A 19,121-nucleotide genomic window follows, 5' to 3' on the forward strand; every position below is an offset into this window, starting at 1 on the left:
CAATCCAATATGGTCTTGCGCCGCTCTGGATTGCCACGGGCCCGCGGCCCTCGCAATGACGAGATCGCAAGATCAGCCAATTCACCCCTGCGGCGGTGCACCATCCACCGAAGATGTACCCGGCCCGCGCGGGTCGGCGGCGCCGCGCCAGCCATCGCCAACGCGCTCGACCGCGTTCAGCTTCGAACCCAGGTCCGTGGGCGTAAAGCTGTAGCCGAAGGGCTTCATCTTCGCCGCCATCGCCTCGCCCGCGTCGGTATTTTCGATCAGCACGCCGCGCTCGCCGAAATAGAGATTGGGCAGTTCCATCGCGGTCTTGGCATCGAGCCCCCAGTCGAGCACGCCGACCAGCACCTTCGTCACATGCATGATGATCCGCTTGCCGCCCGCCGAACCGACTGCCAACACCACCTTGCCGTCGGGGCCGTAAACGATCGTCGGCGACATCGACGACAGCGGGCGCTTGCCCGCCTGCACCCGGTTGGCGGTCGGCACGCCGTTCATCGTCGGGGCGAGGTCGAAATCGGTGAGTTCGTTGTTGAGGAAATAGCCATTGGCGATCAGGTGGCTGCCGAAAATACTCTCGATCGTCGAGGTCATCGACACGACATTGCCCGCCTTGTCCGCGACGGCAAAATGGGTGGTGCCCTGCTCGGGGATCGGCGGCGCTTCGGCGCGGGGCTTTGCGCCCGGCGGCGTGCCGGGCTCATAGCGTCCGGCGGCGGCAAAGGGCGAGATCAGCTGGCGACGCTCGGCGAGATATTTCTTGTCGAGCAGTCCCGCCACGGGCACGTCGACAAAATCGGCATCGCCCAGATAGGCTCCGCGATCGGCGTACGACAGCTGCATCGCCTCGGCGAGCAGGTGCCAGCTCATCGGATTGTCCTTGCCCATCGCCTTCATGTCCCAGCCTTCGATCATCCCGAGGATACCGAAAACGGTGGTCGCGCCCGACGAGGGCGGACCCATGCCGCACACCTTGTAAATGCGATAGGTCGTGCAGACCGCGGGGCGCTCCTTGGCCTTGTAGGCAGCAACATCCTTGACCGTCAGCGTTGCCTTGTTGCGCTGGGCATTGGCAACCGCGTCGCTGATCGCTTTGGCGTTGGCGCCGGTGTAAAAGGCATCGGGACCGCGCGCCGCGACGTCGCGCAGCAGCGCGGCATAAGCGGGGTTGCGGATCCGGGTGCCGACCGGCGCAGGCTTGCCGTCGACATAATAGATCGCGCGCGCCTCGGGAAAATCTTTCCACAGCGACTCAAAGCGCGTCATCCAGTTGTGCAGCACCGGAGTGACTTCGAAACCCTCTTCGGCCAGCTTGATCGCGGGCTGGAACAGCGCCGCCCATTCCAGCTTGCCCCATTTCTTGTGCGCCATTTCCATCAGGCGCATATTGCCGGGCACGCCCACCGACAGCCCGCCGGGAATCGCATCCGAATAGCTGCGCGGCTTGCCATCGGGGCCGAGGAAGCGGTCGGGTTTCGCCGAGGCGGGCGCCATTTCGCGACCGTCGATCGTCGATATGCTGCCGTCCCTGGCATCGTGATGCAGCATCAGACCGCCGCCACCGATCCCGCTCGACTGCGGTTCGACCAGGGTGAGCACCGCGACCATCGCGACCGCCGCGTCGGCGGCCGTGCCGCCCTGATGGAGAATCTGCCGCCCCGCCTCGGTCGCGCGCGAGTCGGCGGACGAGGTGACCCCCTGTGCGAGCACGGGCGAACTGACGGTGATGGAAAGCAGGGCGGCGAGCGGGAGGAATCTTTTCAGCATGGGCGCGACATTGGCGCGCGGTCGGAGGGAGTGCAAGCCCAACCGATCCTCCCTGTCGCGCAGCGATGGGGAGGTGGCAGCGCGAAGCGCTGACGGAGGGGCCATGACGCAACGTTGCAAAGCCCCTCCACCCCTCGCTGCGCGAGCGGTCCCCCTCCCCACCGCTTCGCGGCAGGGAGGATTTATTCGCCTACCCCCACCGCGTCGCTCACCCGCGCGAACCCGTCACGCACCGCCAGCTTTTCGAGCCCTTGCGCAATCCGCGCGGCGAGCCCCGGTCCTTCGTAAACCATCGCCGAGTAAATCTGCACCAGGCTGGCGCCCGCACGAATGCGCTCCCACGCTTGCTCTGCCGAGGCGATGCCGCCAGCCGCCACCAGCGGCACCCTGCCCCCGCCAGCCACGCGGAAATCGCGAACGCGCTGGAGCGCCAGATCGGCTAGCGGCGCCCCCGACAGGCCGCCCGCCTCCGCGGCGTGGCGCGATGCCAGCTCTGGGCGGGTGATGGTGGTGTTCGAGACGATCACCGCAGCGAGCCCCTTGTCGATCGCAACCGCGACGATGTCGTCGATGTCGGCAGGCTCCAGGTCGGGTGCGACTTTCAGGAACACCGGCTTGGTCGCGCCCACCGGCTGCGCTGCGGCGACGCCGTCGAGCAGGGCTTCAAGCGCCCCCTTGTCTTGCAAGGCGCGCAGCCCCGGGGTGTTCGGCGAGCTGATGTTGACGGTAAGATAATCGGCGAGCGGCGCCATCGCCGCGGTGCCCCGCGCATAATCGCCGATGCGGTCGGCGCTGTCCTTGTTGGCGCCGATGTTGATGCCCAGCGGCACCGGCAGGCCGTGGCGGCGGAGGCACGCGATGCGTTCAGCCGCCCTCTCCTGCCCGCCATTGTTGAACCCCATGCGGTTGATCACCGCGCGATCCTCGACCAGCCGGAACAGCCGCGGGCGCGGGTTGCCGTCCTGCGGTAGCGGCGTCAGCGTGCCGACCTCGACAAAGCCGAAACCGAAATGCGGCATTGCATGCGCGACCCGTGCGTCCTTGTCGAAACCGGGCGCGAGGCCGACCGGATTGGGGAAATGGAGCCCCGCAAGTTCGGTCGCCAGCACCGGGCTCGACAATGCGGTGCGCGCGCGCGGCAGCGGCTGAAGCGCATTGAGGGTCAGATTATGCGCCGCCTCGCCATCGGTGGCATGAACGATCGGGCGGACCAGCGCATAAGCGGCATCGGCGGCGGAGGCAAAGAGCGACATGGCCCGCCATTGCGCGCCCCGCGCGGCTATGGCAAGCCCCGCTGCAACCAATTCGCCATCGTCAAAAAGCCATCGGAAAAACCGGGAGAAAATCGTGTCGCAGCTTCGGATCATCGCTCGCCTGTCCACCGCCATCGCGCTGCTCGCCGTCGCGGGCTGCGCGCCCGCCGCGGTGCAGGACGCGCCCGCCACCGCGGCAGCGACGCCCGCGCCGGATGCGGTACCCGCAGGAGCGAACCTCGCGCAATTTTTCGACAATTATGACGCCGCCCAGCTGTCGCTGAGCCCGCAGGGCAAGGCGTATCGCGGCATCCGCGACGCCGATTATGGCCGCTGGAACGACGTCAGCGACGAGGCGGCGATCGCGAACCACAAATTGCAGCAAGCGACCGCCGAAGCGATGCGCGGCAGCTTTGATCCGGCCAGTATGTCGACCGACGAGGCGCTGTCATTCGAGCTGTTTAACGCGCAGGCGGGGCGCGCCGAGCGACTGTTCCCGTTCCGCGATCGCGGCTATGTCTTTGACCAGATGAACGGCCCGCAAAGCCAGCTCCCCGCCTTTCTGATCAACATCCACCGCGTCGCCAATGTTGCCGAGGCCGAAGCCTATGTTGCGCGCATCCGCGGGCTGGGCCCGGTGCTCGACGCGCTGAATGCGGAATCGGTGAAGCGCGCTGCCAAGGGCGTCCAACCGCCCAAATGGGTCTATGCCTATCTGATTTCGGATATCGGCAACCTGCAAGGACCGAACAACGCCGTCGTCGAGGATCTCGCCGCAAAAGTCGCCAAGCTCGACATCGATGCCGCCGAAAAGGCGCGACTGACCGCCGCGGCGAAGGCCGCATGGGCAGAGAGCGCTGGCCCCGCCTATGGGCGCCTGCTCGCCGAAATGAAGCGCCAGCAGGCGAGCGCGCCCACGCAGGACGGGGTGTGGCGCCTACCCGACGGCAAAGCCTATTATGAGGCGCTGCTCGCCAATTACACGACGACCGACATGACCGCGACCGAGATCCACGACCTCGGCCTCGCCGAAGTCGCGCGCATCCACGGCGAGATGCGGGCGATCATGGCCAAGGTCGGCTTCAAGGGCACGCTGCAGCAATTCTTCGAGCATCTGCGCACCAGCCCGCAATATTATCACACGACGCGCGAGGCCTATCTCGCCGAAGTTGACGCCCGCACCAAGGCGATGGAAGCGCGGCTCCCGGCCTTTTTCAACACGCTGCCCAAGGCCGCGTTGCAGGTAAAGGCGGTCGAGGCGTTCCGCGAGAAATCGGCGGGCAAGGCCTTCTACCAGTCGCCTTCGCCAGACGGGTCGCGCCCCGGCACCTATTATGTAAACCTCTACGACCTGCGCGACATGCCCAAGACCGAGCTGGAAGCACTCGCCTATCATGAGGGGGTTCCCGGCCATCATCTCCAGCGCGCGGTGCAGACCGAACTCACCGGCCTGCCGCCCTTCCGCCGCTTTGGCGGTTTCACCGCTTATACCGAAGGCTGGGGACTCTATTCGGAGGAGCTCGCCAAGGACATGGGCTTTTACACCGATCCCTACAGCGATTTCGGGCGGCTCGGCATGGAGTTGTGGCGCGCTTGCCGCCTCGTCGTCGACACCGGCATCCACGACAAGCGCTGGAGCCGCGAGCAGGCGATCAAATACCTCAAAGACAACACCCCCAATCCCGACGGCGACATCGAAAAGGCGATCGAGCGCTATATCGTCTATCCGGGGCAGGCCACCGCCTACACAATCGGCAAGCTCAAAATCATGGAATTGCGCGCGCGGGCCCAGGCGGCGATGGGCGCCAAATTCGACTATCGCGCCTTTCACGACGTCGTCCTCGAATCGGGACCGGTCCCGCTCGACATCCTCGAACGGCGCGTCGATGCATGGATCGCAAGCCAAAAAAGCTAATAATCGAACAAAGTTCGCGCTTGACGCGCAGGGATGAAACGCAAATGATCTGTTTCAGATAACAAGGCCGCCTGGGGAAAGGTGGCCACGGTCTGGGTTCGTCATGTCAGAAGCTTCATCCTCACGCGCAGGCGTGGACGGCAGCGCGCCGTTCGAATTGCACTATTTCCCGCCCGATCCCGATCTGGCGGACCTGGTGTCGAGCTTTTATTTCGCGCGGCTCAATATGCCGAAATTCGACGAATATGAACGCGCCGACCGGCCGCAGTTCCGTTTCGTCACCAATGCCGACGGCGAATATTTCTTTGCCGACGGCCACCGCGCCAACGTGACGCGCGCGATCATCATCGGCCCGACGAGCGGACGGGTGCGCGCGATCAGCAATTGCCCGGCGCAATTGTTCGGGTTCGGCCTGCTGCCCGCGGGATGGGCGGCGCTGATGGGCGACGATGCGGAAAAGCTGACCGACCGCGCGCTTGATGCCACTGACCGGTTCGGGCCGTGGATCGAAGACGTGGCGACAACGCTGGAACAGGCGGCGGACGTCGAGGCCAAGCTGGTGATCGGCAATAATTTTGCGCGCGAAGTGCTGACCCGCGGCGAAGCGCCGCCTTTGTGGTTCATCCGCACCGTCGACGAGTGGCTCACCGCGACGCCCTCGCCGCAGGTCGCCGATCTGGTCGATGCCACCGGCATGTCGATCCGCTCGGTCGAGCGGATGACCAAACATTATTACGGCCTGTCGCCGCGAATGCTGGCGCGCAAATATCGCGCCGTGCGCGCCGCATCGGCGCTCGCGCGCGGCGAAGGGCTCGATGCCGCACAGCTCGGCGATGCCTTTTACGACCAGTCGCATCTGATCCGCGAGATCAAGCGCTTCGCCGGCGCGACGCCGGGTCAGCTCAGCAAGCCGACTTCCTACACCGAGGCGACGACCAAGGGCCGCAAGCAGCTTGCCGGCAAGGTCAGTCCGCTGGTGTCGGAGACGTAGGGCGGATTTTGCGGTGTGATCGTCACTGCAGCCCTGAGCTTGTCGAAGGGCGTTTCTCGGACAGGCGCCCTTCGATGAGCTCAGGGCTACGGTGAAGGTTCGGCGGCGGCGTTCGCGGTCGCTCGACCCTATTAACCACGAAAATCTGACCTAGGCCGTTTTTGGCGTTTCCGTACAATCGCGAATCGCCGCGCGAGCATAATCGGGTGCTGCGACCCAGAAGAGCTCATCCTCTGACGAGGACTGAGACCTTCATCTCGGCACTCATTTGGCTCCGGCCAGGTGGGTGCCTTTTTTTTTGGCGCAATATTTCTATACCCGCCGACAAACGCGCTTGCTTGCACCGTCCAAACGGCGCGCCTATATAAGTGGAGTAATTTACTCCAGTTAAGAATCGTTCGCAATTTGCGAGCGGAGAAACGATGCGCCTGTCCAACCTTGCCGATTATGCCGTGGTGCTGATGAGCGCCGCCGCCCGCCAATGTGGGTCGGTGCCGCTTCACGCCGGCATGCTTGCCGAGCAGACGGGGATTCCGGGACCGACCGCACAGAAACTGGTGAGCCAGCTCGCGCGCGCTGGCCTGCTCGTGGCCTCGCGCGGCAGCGGCGGCGGGGTGCGGCTGGCGCGGCCGGCAGCGGCAATCAGCGTCGCCGACATCATCGAAGCGGTCGAAGGCCCGATCGCGCTGACCAGCTGCGTTGTCGAAGGCCGCCACGATTGTACGCTGGAGGGCAGCTGCAAGGTGCAGCCGCACTGGGGTGTCGTGAACGGCGCCGTGCGCGGCGCGCTGGCGGAGATCAGCTTGGCCACCTTGTCCGTCGCCCCCGCGAAGGCGGGGGCCGCTGGACCCAGTGCACCAACGACAGCGGCCCCCGCCTTCGCGGGGGCGACGAGATAGATATGACCGACAACACCGAAACCCGCATCAAGGACCAGGCTGCGCACGACGCCGCCGCCAAAGTCGCCGACTACGAACATGGCTGGTCCTCAGCCATCGAGACCGACTTCGCGCCCAAGGGGCTGACCGAGGATACGGTCCGCTTCATCTCGGCCAAGAAGAACGAGCCCGAATGGATGCTCGACTGGCGGCTGAAGGCGTTCCGCCACTGGCAGACGATGGAGACCCCCGACTGGGCGAAGCTCAACGTGCCGCCGATCGATTACCAGGACGCCTATTATTACGCGGCCCCCAAGCCGAAGCCGAAGCTGTCGTCGCTCGACGAGGTCGATCCCGAAATCCTCGAAGTCTATAAGAAGCTCGGCATCCCGATCGAGGAGCAGAAGGTGCTCGCGGGGGTCGAGGGCGCGCGCAAGGTCGCGGTCGACGCGGTGTTCGACAGCGTCAGCGTCGCGACGACCTTCCGCGAGGAGCTGAAGCGCGCGGGCGTGATCTTCCTCTCCATCTCCGAAGCGATCCGCGAATATCCCGAGCTGGTGAAGAAGTGGCTCGGCAGGGTCGTGCCGATGCATGACAATTATTTCGCGACATTGAATTGCGCGGTCTTCTCCGACGGGACGTTCGTTTACGTTCCCGAAGGCGTGCGCTGCCCGATGGAGCTCAGCACCTATTTCCGCATTAATGCCGAGAATACGGGGCAGTTCGAGCGGACCCTGATCGTCGCCGACAAGGGCGCGTACGTCAGCTACCTCGAAGGCTGCACCGCGCCGATGCGCGACGAGAACCAGCTTCATGCCGCGGTGGTCGAACTGGTCGCGCTGGACGATGCCGAGATCAAATATTCGACCGTCCAGAACTGGTATCCGGGCAATGCCGAGGGTCTCGGCGGCATCTATAATTTCGTGACCAAGCGCGCGCTGTGCCAGGGCAAGCGCAGCAAGGTGTCGTGGACGCAGGTCGAAACGGGAAGCGCGATCACCTGGAAATATCCAAGCTGCGTGCTCAACGGCGACGACAGCGTCGGCGAATTCTATTCGGTCGCGGTCACCAACAATTATCAGCAGGCCGACACCGGCACCAAGATGATCCACAACGGCAAGCGCACGCGCTCGACCATCGTCAGCAAGGGGATCAGCGCGGGCAAGTCGAACAACACCTATCGCGGCATCGTGCGCGTCGCGCCGAATGCCGAGGGCGTGCGCAACTTCACCCAGTGCGACAGCCTGCTGCTCGGCAGCACGTGCGGCGCGCACACCGTCCCCTACATCGAAGTCCGCAATCCCACGGCGACCGTCGAGCATGAAGCGACGACGAGCAAGATCAGCGATGACCAGCTCTTCTACGCGATGCAGCGCGGGCTGGGTCAGGAAGAGGCGGTGGCGCTGATCGTCAACGGCTTCGCCAAGGAAGTGCTGCAGCAACTGCCGATGGAATTTGCAGTCGAGGCGCAGAAATTGCTGGGGATCAGCCTTGAAGGGAGCGTCGGATGATGCGCCGCGGCTTCGTCATTCCCGCCTGCCTGGGCCTTGCCCTGCTCGCCGCGTGCGGCGACGCCGGCACAGCAGGCGAGAGTGGCCTGCTCGACACCGCGACGCTCGTGGAGAAATTGCCGCCGGAGGTCCGCGGCGCGGTCACCTCCTACGAGCAGGACCTGTTGAACGCCGCGGCCACCTACAAGGCCGAGTTCGGCCGCTGGCCGGTCAGCTTCGCCGAGGTGGCATCGGTCGCCGGGGCGCGTGAGGTCGCGACGAATATCCTGGCCGATGGCATCGGCGAGCAGATTCCCTTTGCCAGCCGCGAGACGGCGGAAAAGGCCGCCGATGCGATCATCGGCACCGCCGAGCGGCGCGTTCTGGCCCGGATGAAAGCGCAAGATGCGCAAAATTGACGATTTTAACGGCTCGCCCAGGCGCCAAGCCAGATCGACGGGAACAGCGATGTCCGCGGCGCTCCCGTTTATGCCCCGAATTGAGACAATATGGGGTGAAAACCACCTCAACTCCGGCATTAACCGGCCCGAATTAACTATAATTATCACCAGTCCGCATCCGGGGACATGGGACGTCACGCCTTTGTCATATGCTCGCCCTCTGTCCGATTCGATCCGGAGAAACAGCCATGGCACGCGGTTTGGAATTCAACTGGTCGGACGCCGATCTGGTCGTCCATCCTGTGCAGGCGGTGACCGCCTATCCGACGCATCAGGGCGTGATCATTCGGCAACAGAAAAAATCGGAACGCGATCGCGACGAGGTGATCACCGTTCCGCATCACGCGGTGACCATGCTCATCCGGCGCTTGCAGCATCTGCAGAACACCAGTGTGATCAGCGTCGAAGAAGTCGCCAATTCGGAACTGGCGGAAATCTTCGCCGCCGAATAGGCGCGGCCCGCTCGCTGCCCCACGCGGGCCTGCCCCACATCCAGTCCTCAATTCGGTGCGCCCTCTCGGCGCGCGCCGCGCTTCGCTCTGCCTGAAAGCCTCACATGCTCAAAATTGAAAATCTCCACGCCACCGTCGCCGACAAGCCGATCCTGAAAGGCCTGTCGCTCGCCATCAACGCGGGCGAGATCCATGCGATCATGGGCCCCAATGGCGCGGGCAAGTCGACGCTGTCCTACGTCCTCGGCGGCCGCCCCGGCTATGAGGTCACCGAGGGGTCGGTGATGTTCGCGCCTAACGTGATCCCCGGCGAAAGCCGGGGTTCAGATGGCGCTCTCGAACTGGGCCCCGATTTTCGTCGGGGAACGGGAACGACCGAGACGCTTGACCTCCTCGCGCTCGATCCGCACGAGCGCGCCGCGGCGGGCCTGTTCTTGGGCTTCCAATATCCGGTCGAAATCCCCGGCGTCTCGAACGTCCAGTTCCTCCGCGAAAGCCTCAACGCCCAGCGCAAGGCGCGTGGGCAAGAACCTTTGTCGGGCGGCGATTTCCTGAAGCTCGCGCGCGAAAAGGCAGGGCTTTTGAAGCTCGACATGGACATGCTCAAGCGCCCGGTGAACGTCGGCTTTTCGGGCGGCGAGAAAAAGCGCAACGAGATGGTGCAGATGGGTATCCTCGATCCCAAGCTCGCGATCCTCGACGAGACGGACTCGGGGCTGGACATCGACGCGCTGCGCGTCGTCGGCGACGGGATCAATACGATCATGCGCCGCCCCGACAAGGCGGTGCTGCTGATCACCCACTATCAGCGCCTGCTCGACTATGTGCAGCCGGATTTCGTCCACGTCCTCGCCGCCGGGCGAATCGTCAAGTCGGGCGGACCCGAGCTCGCACTCGAACTCGAACGCGAAGGCTATGCGGAGATCGCGGCGTGATGACGCTGCCCGTCTTTATCCTCCCTGTCGCACAGCGATGGGGAGGTGGCAGCGGCGAAGCCGCTGACGGAGGGGGCATGGCGCGACGTCGCTGCCCCTCCACCACCGCTTCGCGGCGGTCCCCCTCCCCATGCCCTATGGGCACAGGTAGGATCGGATGACGGCCACCACCCACCCTTCACGCCGCGACGAAGCATGGCGCTACTCCGACATCGACGCGGTGACTGCCGCATGGCCGCTGCCCGCGCCCGAGAGCATCGTCGTGCCCGCGGGCGGCGAATTTCGCCGCGCGATCGTGCAGGATGCAGGCGCGATCCATCAGATCGAGATGAGCATCGGCAAGGGCGCAACCGCCGCGCTGCACATCCTCAACATCGGCGGTGCCTATGGCCGCATCGAGCTCGCGGTGACGCTCCACGAAGGTGCCGACTTCACGCTCGGCGCGGTGCAGATCGGCGGCGGCGATCAAAATCTCGAGATCGTCACCACCGTCACCCACGCCGAACCCGGCGCGAAGTCGCGGCAAATCGTGCGGTCGGTGCTCGGCGGCACCGCGACCGGAACCTATCTCGGCAAGGTCGCCGTCGCGCGCGATGCGCAGCAGACCGACAGCGAGCAGGATGTGAAGGCGATGCTGCTGGGTCGCAGCGCGACCGCCAACGCCAAGCCCGAACTCGAAATCTTCGCCGACGATGTGAAATGCGCGCACGGCTGCGCGATCGGCGAGCTCGACGCGATGAGCCTCTATTATCTCCAGTCGCGCGGCCTGCCGCCCGCCGAGGCGAAGAAAATCCTGCTGCAGGCCTTCGTCGCGGGCGTCTTCGACGGCGCCGAGGATGAGGCGCGGTTGCAGGCGCTGGCGCTCGCCAAGCTGGGGGAATTGGTGTGAGCAATCTCTCTCCCCCGTTCGTCCCGAGCGAAGTCGAGGGACGTGAAACCCGGCGCCAGCGTGTCTCGACCTCGCTCGACACGAACGGAATCAGGGATCAGTTTCCGGGCCTCACCCCCGGCTGGCATTATCTCGACACCGCCGCGACCGCGCAGAAGCCGCAGGCGGTGATCGACGCGACCGTGAACGCGATGGGCCGCGACTATGCGACGGTGCATCGCGGGGTCTATGCGCGCTCGGCCGACATGACGCTCGCCTATGAGGCGGCGCGGCGGCGGATTGCGGCATTTATCGGCGCAAAGGAAGGGCAGATCGCGTTCGTGCGCGGCGCGACCGAGGCGATCAACCTTGTCGCCTATTCGCATCCGAAAAAGGGCCGCGTGCTGCTGTCGGTGCTCGAGCATCACAGCAATATCGTGCCTTGGCAGCTCGCGGGCTGGCAGGTCGACGTCTGCCCGCTGACCGCCGATGGCTGTATTGACCTCGCTGCCGCCGAGAAGCTGCTCACACCCGAGCATAATATGGTCGCCTTCGCGCATGTCTCGAACGTGCTCGGCAGCCCGCTCGACGTCGCGCGTGCCGCCGATATCGCGCACCACGTCGGCGCCGAACTGCTGATCGACGGCTGTCAGGCGGTGCCGCGCCTGCCCGTCGATGTCGCCGCGCTTGGCTGCGACTATTACGTCTTTTCGGGCCACAAGCTCTACGGCCCCACCGGGATCGGCGTGCTGTGGAGCGACAAACTCGATACGCTCCCGCCCTGGCAGGGGGGCGGATCGATGATCGACCGTGTGACGTTTGAAAAGACCACCTATGCCCCCGCCCCCACACGGTTCGAGGCTGGAACGCCTGCGATTATCGAGGCGATCGGGCTGGCCGCAGCGGTTGATTATGTCGCGGCGCTGGGCGTCGATGCGATCCATGCGCATGAGGTGGCATTGGTGACCAGCTTGCGCGAACAACTTGCGCGCAAGAACAGCATCACCCTCTATGGCCCTGAAAACAGTGCTGGAATCGTAAGTTTCTCGATGGCGGGGGTTCATCCGCACGATATCGGCACTATCTTGGACGAAAGCGGGGTCGCGATCCGCGCCGGGCACCATTGCGCACAGCCGCTGATGGAGCATCTGGGCGTCGCAGCGACCGCGCGCGCGAGTTTTGGCGTGTACAGCAATGACGACGATGTGGCGGCGCTGATCGATGGCCTGTCACGCGTCGAGAGGATTTTCGGATGAGTGAGGACCGGATGATCAAGGTAGAGGAAGTGACCAGCGTCGAGGCGCCGCCGAAGGCGCGCGTCGAGGATGTCGAAACCGCTCCCCAAAAGCTCGAACGCAAGCGTGACTATCTTGAGGGTTTCCTCGCTGCCAAGCCCGCGGCGGTCGATCCGCACGGCGTCGGCGGCGACCTGTACGAGGCCGTGGTCAACGCGCTTAAGGACATTTACGATCCCGAAATCCCGGTGAACATCTACGACCTTGGCCTGATCTATAATGTCGAGATCGACGAGGGCCATGCGGTCGTCACCATGACGCTGACCACCCCGCATTGCCCCGTCGCGGAATCGATGCCTGCCGAAGTCGAATTGCGCGTCGGCGCGGTGCCGGGCGTGGGCGACGCCGAAGTCAATCTGGTCTGGGATCCGCCCTGGTCGCCCGCGAACATGAGCGACGAAGCGCGGCTTGAGTTGGGAATGTTGTAATGAGCGAAACGAAAACCCGCACCCGCCCCGCCGCAGTCACGCTGACCCCCAACGCCGAAGCCCGCGTCGCAGCGTTGATGGCCGCCGCGCCCGCAAACGCGATCGGCGTCAAGCTGTCGACCCCGCGCCGCGGCTGCTCGGGTCTCGCTTACTCGGTCGATTATGTGACGAGCGAAGAGCGGTTCGACGAGAAGATCGAAACCCCCGGCGGGGTGTTCTACATCGACGGCGCGTCGGTGCTCTATCTGATCGGCAGCGTCATGGACTGGGTCGAGGATGATTTCGCCGCGGGTTTTGTGTTCGAGAATCCGAACGCCAAGGGCGCCTGCGGTTGCGGCGAAAGCTTCACAGTCTGATCAGCGGCAAACCGACCACCCCGCCGTCCGCACCGCCATGTCGAAATGGAAATGGTCGGCATGGGCAGCGTTGTAATCGGGTGACAGCACCGTTGTGAACAGGTCGCACGATCCGTCGCGCACCGCGTGCAGGAAGTCGCGGCGGACGTCGGCATCGTTCCAGTCGTTGATCAGCGAGATGCGCGTCCCGTCGGCCAGCACAAACGCCGAAATATCGATCGCGTTGGCGGTCGAGTGCTGGCTCGGTGTCTGCCCACCGCGGATGCTCCGGCAGTTGTAGCTGCCGAGATTTTCGAGCGCGACGACCTTTTGCCCGAAGTGCTTTTGCGCCAGCGGCTGGACGACGTCGCGATTCCATAGCGCCATCGCGACGGTCACCGCGCAGCCGGGCGCGGCATTCGCCGGGCGCATCGTCGGAACAAAGCGATTGCCGGTGAGGACCAGGCGCTGGCTGGCGCGGCAGGTGCCGGTGCCGATCACCGGACGCCGTTCATATCCGGCGCCCGCGCGGTCGAGCGCCGCAAAGCAGGCCGTGTCGTCGCGCGCGAGCCCGACCAGCTTGCGCTGCGTCGCCCATCCCTGCGGATGCGCGACCTCGAAGCGCGCGGTTGGCATATGTTCGGGATGATCGCGCACCCATTGCATGCCGCGGATCGCGCCGAGCGCGAGCACGACAGCGATGCCGAACCAGATCAGATAGGGACGCGCGCTTTTCACCCCATTTCAATGGGGTGCGACGCCGAACTGTGCAAGCTCAGAGCGGTACGAATGTCACCTTCAGACCATCCTTCGGACGCGGGATCGGGAGCACCTGCCATTTCGGCTCATAGCCCGGCTCGACCACGATGCGGTGCGTCGTGATGACATGATGGAAAAAGATCTTCGCCTGCATGTACGCAAAGTGCAGCCCCAGGCACATATGCGCGCCGCCGCCGAACGGCACCCACGCATATTTGTGCCGCTCGCGCGCGATCTCGGGCGAAAAGCGCATCGGGTCGAACTTGTCGGGCTCGGGCCAATGCTCCTCCATCATATGCGTATAGGCGGGGCTGACCCCGACCGATGTCCCGGCGGGGATGCGATACCCGCCATATTCGAAATCCTTGAGCGCGCGCCGCGGGAAACTCGGTACCGGGGGGACGAGGCGCAGCGCCTCCTTGAACGCCCATTCGGTCATTTCCAGCTCGCCCAGGCTGTTGTGGCCGACGCCCTCGCCCGCGGGCGACACCGCCAGCATTTCCTCGCGCAGCCTGTCCTGCCATTCGGGGTGCTTGGCGAGCATCCACACCATCGACGTGATCGAACTGGTGATCGTGTCGTGCGCCGCCATCATCAGGAAATTCATATGATCGACGATCGCCTCAGCGCTCATATAGTCGCCATTGTCGTCGCGGGCGCGGCAGATCTGGCTGAAAATATCCTCGCCCGTCCCTTCGCGCCGCTCCGGCACCATGCGCCCGAAATATTCGACCAGATAGGCGCGGCCCTTGGCGCCGCGCCCCATCGCCGTGAACGGCATCGGCACCCGAACGACGCCGATCGACGCCTGCACCATGTCGACAAAGGCCTTGTTCACCTTGTCGGCCTCGGGGCCAAAGGGAATGCCGAGGAAGCTGGTCGCGGCCAGGTCGAGCGTCAGTTTCTTGATCGCCGCATAAAATTGGAACGTCTGGCCGCTCCATGACGCGACGCGATCCTTGATCCCTTCGTTCAGCGATTCGGCATAATGACGCATCGGCTCGGGCTTGAACGCAACCGACAATATCTTGCGGTCGGCCCGATGCTTTTCGAAATCCATCAGCATCAGCCCGCGCGGGAACAGCAGGTTGAGCACCGGTCCCCAGCCCTGTTCGGACGAAAAGATCTTTTCGCGGTCGAACATGACCAGCTCGTTCGCTTCGGGTCCATGCAGCGCGACGCTGCGCCCGCCGAAGCTGTTGTTGCGATAGACGCGGCCATATTTGGCGACCATCCGCTTGGTAAAACTGCGATAGTCGCTGAGCTGTTCCAGGGTGTTCCCGATCACCGGATAACCATCCTCGCCGGGAATATGATCGAGCGCCCGATCGGGGTTGCGCGGCAGCCAATGCTGCGTTTCGGGGCCAAATCGGGCTTCGGGCCATGTGATCTTGGTCGGCGCGTTCATCGGGTCCATCCTCTGCGGTGCTGCATTCTCGCCAAGCGTATCGCACTACTGACATCGATGCAAGTAACGCGATTTGTCGGCTGCGCCACTATTCACCGCAAATTCAACTCGACTCATGCAGCTTCGCCACCAACATGACTGGTCCGCCCGGACCCGACAAAGGATTGGCTCGATGCCCCTGACCTACAAACGCCCCCTCTCCCTCGCGCTCGGCGCCCTCGCCACGACGACGCTCGGCGGTTGCTATTATGGCGACGTCTATGGCGCGAGCTATGCGTCGGGCGGCGATTGCGCGGCGCGCTATGGCAGCGCCTATTATGATTATGACGGCTATGCCTATGACGACGGCTATGGCTATGATTGTTACGACGCGTCGGATTATGGCAGCGGCTTCGTCAACATTGGCTTCGGCGGCGGCTGGTACGACGATTATTATTATCCCGGCTATGGGATGTGGATGTTCGACAATTACCGCAACCGCTATCCGCTGCGCGACCATTATCTGAACTATTGGGGCGGCCGCCGCGCGTGGTGGAAACATCATGGCAGCCGCGGTCACGGCCAGCCGGGACGCCCCGGCGGCTGGAACCGCGGTGACGGCGATGGGCGGCCGGGCGATGGTCGACCGGACCGTCCCGGCGGCTGGAATCGCGGCGATCGCGACGGTGACGGCCCGCGCGGCACGCGGCCGGGTCGCGGGCGCGGCGACGGTGCAACCGGCACGCCGCCCGTGACGACCACTCCCGCACGCCCCGGCCGCCCCGATTGGGGGACCGCTCGCCCGCGCCCCGTTCCGCAAGTCGACGGCAACACGGGACAGCCCCGCCCCGTCCGCAACAGGCCGGTACGCGCGCCCGGCGAAGCGGTTTCGCCGCCACGTCGCGGGCCATCGTCATCCGCGATGCCCGATCGCCCCCCGCGGTCGGAGCGTCCGGCGCCGACATTCCGCCAGCCGCCGGCCGCTGCGCAAGCGCCGCGCGCCAACCCGCCGGCCACGGTCAGCCGGGTCGACGCCGAAAACGCCGTTCGTCCGGAATAGGATTCAAGCCATCAGGCGGTGGCGTCTTGCGCCACCGCCTCATCGTCGTTCACCCCTGCCGACACTACGGTGGCGGCGACCAGATCGCCGATGACATTCAGCGTCGTGCGGCACATGTCGAGGAAGCGATCGACCCCCAGGATCAGCCCGATGCCTTCGGGCGGGATGCCGACCGAGGCCAGGATCAACGCGATCACCGGCAGCGACCCGGCGGGCACGCCGGCCGTGCCGATGCCGCCCAATATGCAGATCAGCATCACGAAAATCTGCTGCGTCAGCGTCAGCTCGATGCCGAAAAATTGTGCGAGGAAGATCACCGTCACCCCCTCGAACATCGCGGTGCCGTTCTGGTTCGCGGTTGCGCCAATCGTCAGGACAAAACGCGCCACCTTGTCGGGCAGGTGCAGCCGGTCGTGCGCGACGCGCAGCGCGGTCGGCAGCGTGGCGTTCGACGACGCGGTGGCAAAGGCCATGACAAAGGCCTCCTGCGTCTCGCGAAAAAAGGCGATCGGCGACTTTTTGGCCAGCGTCTTCAAAATGATCGGGAACACGATGAACATCTGAAGCGCGAGCGCGAACAGCACCACCCCGACAAAGGCCGACAGGCGGATGATCAGATCCCATCCGAACTGCGACGCCAGGTTGAACATGAAACAGAAAATCGCGATCGGCGCGAGCTGGATCACGAGCCCGATCAGTTTCATCGCAACCGCGAACACCCCCTCGACGACCGATTTCAGCGCTGCCGTCTGGGGTGTTTGCACCAGCATCAGCCCGATGCCAAAGAATAGGGCAAAGAACATCACGGCAAGGACGTCATTGGCGCCCATCGCGGCGACGAAATTGTCGGGGACGATCGCAACCACAGCGTCCATCCCGGTCTTCGCTTCCCCGGCGCGATCGGCGATCGCCTTCGCGCCCTCGGCCCCCTCGGCGATCAGGCTGCGCGCCAGCGACGGATCGACCCCCGCCCCCGGCTGGAGCAGGTTGACGACGATCAGGCTGACCACGACCGAAATCGCCGCAACCACAACGGTGTAGATCAGCGTGCGCGTGCCGATCGATTTTAGCGCGCGCATCTCACCCATGTCGGCGACGCCGACGATCAGCGCCGATACGAGCAGCGGAATGACGAGCATGAACAGCAGGCGCAGGAATATCTGGCCGAGCGGCCCGGTGACATAGGTGGTCACCGCCGCAACCCAGGCGGCGTCGGGCGCGCCATAATGGACCGCCAGCCCGATAATCAGCCCGGCGAGAAAGCCCAGCAGCATGCGCCATCGCAGCCGCCGTGCACGCAAAGCGTCCCGGTCTGCTTCGTCAATCGCGGCGGCCTCGGCCATGGCTCAGCTCCTTGCTCGCCCCCATGGGGACGGCGCGAAGCTGCGGGTTACGCCTTGTCGACCGCTGGCTTGTTCGCGCCGGTTCCCTCGCTTCCCCCTATGTCATCACGAAGATCGAGCCCGCGGGTTCCATGGTGCGGTGTATGCGCCGGGGCATGCGGTCGTTCGGCGTCGGCCGGTTCGGGCACTTCGAGCATGCCTTCCCACTTGGTGATGACGCTGGTTGCCACCGCGTTGCCGACGACATTGGTCGCGGTGCGGCCCATGTCGAGGAACTGGTCGATCGCCAGGATAATCGCCACGCCTTCGACCGGCAGACCGAACTGCGCCAGCGTCCCGGTGATCACGACCAGGCTGGCGCGCGGCACCGCGGCGATGCCCTTGGAACTGATCATCAGAGTCAGCAGGATCAGCACCTGGGTGCTGATCGACAGGTCGATGCCATAGGCCTGCGCGATAAAGATCGTCGCAAAGCTCATATACATCATCGAACCGTCGAGGTTGAAGCTGTAGCCCAAGGGCAGCATGAACCCCGAAATCCGCCGCGGCACCCCGAAGCGGTCGAGCTGTTCGAACATCTTGGGCAGCGCCGCTTCCGACGAGGCAGTCGAAAAAGCGATCAGCAAAGGCTCGCGTATATAGCGGATCAGCATCCAGATGCGCTGGCGCAGGAACCCCCAGCCGATCGTCAGCAGGATGATCCACAGCAAGAACAGCGAGATATAGAATTCGACCAGCAGTTCAAAATAGGTCGCAAGGATGCCGAGTCCGCTTTTGGCGACGACATTGGCGATCGCGCCGAACACCGCGAACGGCGCAAAGCGCATCACATAGCCGGTGATCTGCAACATCATTTCGGCCAGCGCGTCAGCGCCGCGCACCAAAGCAGAGCCCTTTTCGCCGATCGCAGACAAGGCGACGCCGGCAAAGATCGAAAAGACCAGAATCTGGAGGATGTTGTTCGCCGCCAACGCCTCCAGCGCGTTTTTGGGAAAGATCGACAGGGTGAATTCCCAGGCGTCGAGTTTCTTCACCTCACCCACCATCTTGGCCGCTTCCGCCGCGTCGGGGATCGGCGCGCCGATGCCGGGCTGGAACAGGTTGACCATGAGCAGGCCGAGCGCGATCGAGATGAAGCTGGCGGTGATGAACCAGATGATCGCGCGCGTCCCGATGCGGCCGAGGGCACTGCTGTCACCCATGTTCGCGATGCCGACGACGATCGTCGACAGCACCAGCGGCGCAACGAGCAGTTTGATCAGGTTGAGGAAGATGTCGGATAACAGCTTGAACGTCTTAGTCAGATATTCGAACCACGGATGGTCCGCGGGCAAGCCGACGTGAACCGCATATCCCGCGATCACGCCGAGCGCCATGCCCGCCAATATATACCAAGTCAGCTTGCGGTCCATGCGGCCGTCCCCCTCGATTTTCTTAATGAATGGCGCGCCGTTGCGGACCCGTTATTCGCACCCTTTGAGCCGCCAGAGCGCGTAGC

Annotated in this window: 18 protein-coding genes; 12 read left to right on the forward strand and 6 right to left on the reverse strand. The window is 64.4% G+C overall.

The window, feature by feature from the left end:
• Positions 1 to 81: 81 nt before the first annotated feature.
• Both ggt and FFS18_RS00605 read right to left on the reverse strand, forming a co-directional pair.
• On the reverse strand, positions 82 to 1,773 hold the full coding sequence (gene ggt, locus FFS18_RS00600; RefSeq protein WP_137869320.1) for a gamma-glutamyltransferase: 1,692 nt from the start codon (positions 1,771 to 1,773) through the stop codon (positions 82 to 84).
• A gap of 182 nt (positions 1,774 to 1,955) precedes the next feature.
• Positions 1,956 to 3,026 (reverse strand): quinone-dependent dihydroorotate dehydrogenase, encoded by a 1,071-nt coding sequence (locus FFS18_RS00605; RefSeq protein WP_137869321.1) that lies wholly within the window; start codon positions 3,024 to 3,026, stop codon positions 1,956 to 1,958.
• 94 nt (positions 3,027 to 3,120) lie between these two features.
• Between FFS18_RS00605 and FFS18_RS00610 the strand changes: the two genes are divergently transcribed.
• The 11 genes from FFS18_RS00610 (at position 3,121) to FFS18_RS00660 (ending at position 13,095) form a co-directional block, all read left to right on the forward strand.
• Positions 3,121 to 4,941, forward strand: a complete 1,821-nt coding sequence (locus FFS18_RS00610; RefSeq protein WP_249340235.1) for a DUF885 domain-containing protein — start codon at positions 3,121 to 3,123, stop codon at positions 4,939 to 4,941.
• A gap of 133 nt (positions 4,942 to 5,074) precedes the next feature.
• Entirely contained in the window at positions 5,075 to 5,932 is an 858-nt protein-coding gene (locus FFS18_RS00615) for an AraC family transcriptional regulator (RefSeq protein WP_249340236.1), read from the forward strand.
• A 422-nt stretch (positions 5,933 to 6,354) separates the two neighbouring features.
• Positions 6,355 to 6,831 (forward strand): SUF system Fe-S cluster assembly regulator, encoded by a 477-nt coding sequence (locus tag FFS18_RS00620; RefSeq protein ID WP_137869324.1) that lies wholly within the window; start codon positions 6,355 to 6,357, stop codon positions 6,829 to 6,831.
• Positions 6,832 to 6,833: 2 nt separating this feature from the next.
• On the forward strand, positions 6,834 to 8,321 hold the full coding sequence (gene sufB, locus FFS18_RS00625; protein WP_137869325.1) for a Fe-S cluster assembly protein SufB: 1,488 nt from the start codon (positions 6,834 to 6,836) through the stop codon (positions 8,319 to 8,321).
• On the forward strand, positions 8,318 to 8,719 hold the full coding sequence (locus tag FFS18_RS00630; RefSeq protein ID WP_137869326.1) for a hypothetical protein: 402 nt from the start codon (positions 8,318 to 8,320) through the stop codon (positions 8,717 to 8,719). Before sufB ends, FFS18_RS00630 begins: the two co-directional genes overlap by 4 nt.
• A 230-nt stretch (positions 8,720 to 8,949) precedes the next feature.
• Complete coding sequence (locus tag FFS18_RS00635; protein WP_137869327.1) at positions 8,950 to 9,213, forward strand: hypothetical protein; 264 nt, start codon at positions 8,950 to 8,952, stop codon at positions 9,211 to 9,213.
• Between the two features lie 104 nt (positions 9,214 to 9,317).
• Complete coding sequence (gene sufC / locus FFS18_RS00640) at positions 9,318 to 10,148, forward strand: Fe-S cluster assembly ATPase SufC (protein WP_137869328.1); 831 nt, start codon at positions 9,318 to 9,320, stop codon at positions 10,146 to 10,148.
• 157 nt (positions 10,149 to 10,305) lie between these two features.
• A complete protein-coding gene (locus FFS18_RS00645) occupies positions 10,306 to 11,037 on the forward strand; it encodes a SufD family Fe-S cluster assembly protein (RefSeq protein WP_137869329.1) in 732 nt (243 codons plus the stop codon).
• Positions 11,034 to 12,272, forward strand: coding sequence for an aminotransferase class V-fold PLP-dependent enzyme (locus tag FFS18_RS00650; RefSeq protein ID WP_502704161.1), 1,239 nt, complete (start codon positions 11,034 to 11,036; stop codon positions 12,270 to 12,272). Before FFS18_RS00645 ends, FFS18_RS00650 begins: the two co-directional genes overlap by 4 nt.
• Entirely contained in the window at positions 12,269 to 12,739 is a 471-nt protein-coding gene (locus tag FFS18_RS00655) for an SUF system Fe-S cluster assembly protein (protein ID WP_137869330.1), read from the forward strand. The genes FFS18_RS00650 and FFS18_RS00655 overlap by 4 nt, the downstream gene beginning before the upstream one ends.
• Positions 12,739 to 13,095 carry a HesB/IscA family protein gene (locus tag FFS18_RS00660; protein ID WP_120215702.1) on the forward strand — a complete coding sequence of 119 codons (357 nt, stop codon included), beginning with the start codon at positions 12,739 to 12,741 and terminating at the stop codon, positions 13,093 to 13,095. The genes FFS18_RS00655 and FFS18_RS00660 overlap by 1 nt, the downstream gene beginning before the upstream one ends.
• Here the strand turns inward: FFS18_RS00660 and FFS18_RS00665 are convergent, their stop codons facing one another.
• Together FFS18_RS00665 and FFS18_RS00670 are read right to left on the reverse strand one after the other, a co-directional pair.
• On the reverse strand, positions 13,096 to 13,812 hold the full coding sequence (locus tag FFS18_RS00665) for an extensin-like domain-containing protein (RefSeq protein WP_249340237.1): 717 nt from the start codon (positions 13,810 to 13,812) through the stop codon (positions 13,096 to 13,098).
• 37 nt (positions 13,813 to 13,849) lie between these two features.
• Positions 13,850 to 15,241, reverse strand: coding sequence for a cytochrome P450 (locus FFS18_RS00670; protein ID WP_137869331.1), 1,392 nt, complete (start codon positions 15,239 to 15,241; stop codon positions 13,850 to 13,852).
• A gap of 172 nt (positions 15,242 to 15,413) precedes the next feature.
• Between FFS18_RS00670 and FFS18_RS00675 the strand changes: the two genes are divergently transcribed.
• Complete coding sequence (locus FFS18_RS00675; RefSeq protein ID WP_137869332.1) at positions 15,414 to 16,280, forward strand: hypothetical protein; 867 nt, start codon at positions 15,414 to 15,416, stop codon at positions 16,278 to 16,280.
• 11 nt (positions 16,281 to 16,291) lie between these two features.
• Here the strand turns inward: FFS18_RS00675 and FFS18_RS00680 are convergent, their stop codons facing one another.
• The gene (locus FFS18_RS00680; protein ID WP_137869333.1) at positions 16,292 to 17,623 is read right to left on the reverse strand and encodes a dicarboxylate/amino acid:cation symporter; all 1,332 of its coding nucleotides are present in this window, start codon (positions 17,621 to 17,623) and stop codon (positions 16,292 to 16,294) included.
• A 47-nt stretch (positions 17,624 to 17,670) separates the two neighbouring features.
• Positions 17,671 to 19,035, reverse strand: a complete 1,365-nt coding sequence (locus tag FFS18_RS00685; protein ID WP_137869334.1) for a dicarboxylate/amino acid:cation symporter — start codon at positions 19,033 to 19,035, stop codon at positions 17,671 to 17,673.
• Between the last annotated feature and the right edge of the window lie 86 nt (positions 19,036 to 19,121).

The sequence above is a fragment of the Sphingopyxis sp. 2PD genome (assembly GCF_005503695.1).
Classification (GTDB): Bacteria; Pseudomonadota; Alphaproteobacteria; order Sphingomonadales; family Sphingomonadaceae; genus Sphingopyxis.

Excerpts from the sequence above, each read along its gene's own strand:
- FFS18_RS00685 (WP_137869334.1), bottom strand. The coding sequence starts at position 19,035 with ATGGACCGCAAGCTGACTTGGTATATATTGGCGGGCATGGCGCTCGGC.
- sufB (WP_137869325.1), top strand. The coding sequence starts at position 6,834 with ATGACCGACAACACCGAAACCCGCATCAAGGACCAGGCTGCGCACGAC.
- FFS18_RS00630 (WP_137869326.1), top strand. The coding sequence starts at position 8,318 with ATGATGCGCCGCGGCTTCGTCATTCCCGCCTGCCTGGGCCTTGCCCTG.
- FFS18_RS00655 (WP_137869330.1), top strand. The coding sequence starts at position 12,269 with ATGAGTGAGGACCGGATGATCAAGGTAGAGGAAGTGACCAGCGTCGAG.
- FFS18_RS00680 (WP_137869333.1), bottom strand. The coding sequence starts at position 17,623 with ATGGCCGAGGCCGCCGCGATTGACGAAGCAGACCGGGACGCTTTGCGT.
- FFS18_RS00670 (WP_137869331.1), bottom strand. The coding sequence starts at position 15,241 with ATGAACGCGCCGACCAAGATCACATGGCCCGAAGCCCGATTTGGCCCC.
- FFS18_RS00660 (WP_120215702.1), top strand. The coding sequence starts at position 12,739 with ATGAGCGAAACGAAAACCCGCACCCGCCCCGCCGCAGTCACGCTGACC.
- FFS18_RS00635 (WP_137869327.1), top strand. The coding sequence starts at position 8,950 with ATGGCACGCGGTTTGGAATTCAACTGGTCGGACGCCGATCTGGTCGTC.
- FFS18_RS00605 (WP_137869321.1), bottom strand. The coding sequence starts at position 3,026 with ATGTCGCTCTTTGCCTCCGCCGCCGATGCCGCTTATGCGCTGGTCCGC.
- FFS18_RS00675 (WP_137869332.1), top strand. The coding sequence starts at position 15,414 with ATGCCCCTGACCTACAAACGCCCCCTCTCCCTCGCGCTCGGCGCCCTC.
- FFS18_RS00620 (WP_137869324.1), top strand. The coding sequence starts at position 6,355 with ATGCGCCTGTCCAACCTTGCCGATTATGCCGTGGTGCTGATGAGCGCC.
- FFS18_RS00645 (WP_137869329.1), top strand. The coding sequence starts at position 10,306 with ATGACGGCCACCACCCACCCTTCACGCCGCGACGAAGCATGGCGCTAC.
- sufC (WP_137869328.1), top strand. The coding sequence starts at position 9,318 with ATGCTCAAAATTGAAAATCTCCACGCCACCGTCGCCGACAAGCCGATC.
- ggt (WP_137869320.1), bottom strand. The coding sequence starts at position 1,773 with ATGCTGAAAAGATTCCTCCCGCTCGCCGCCCTGCTTTCCATCACCGTC.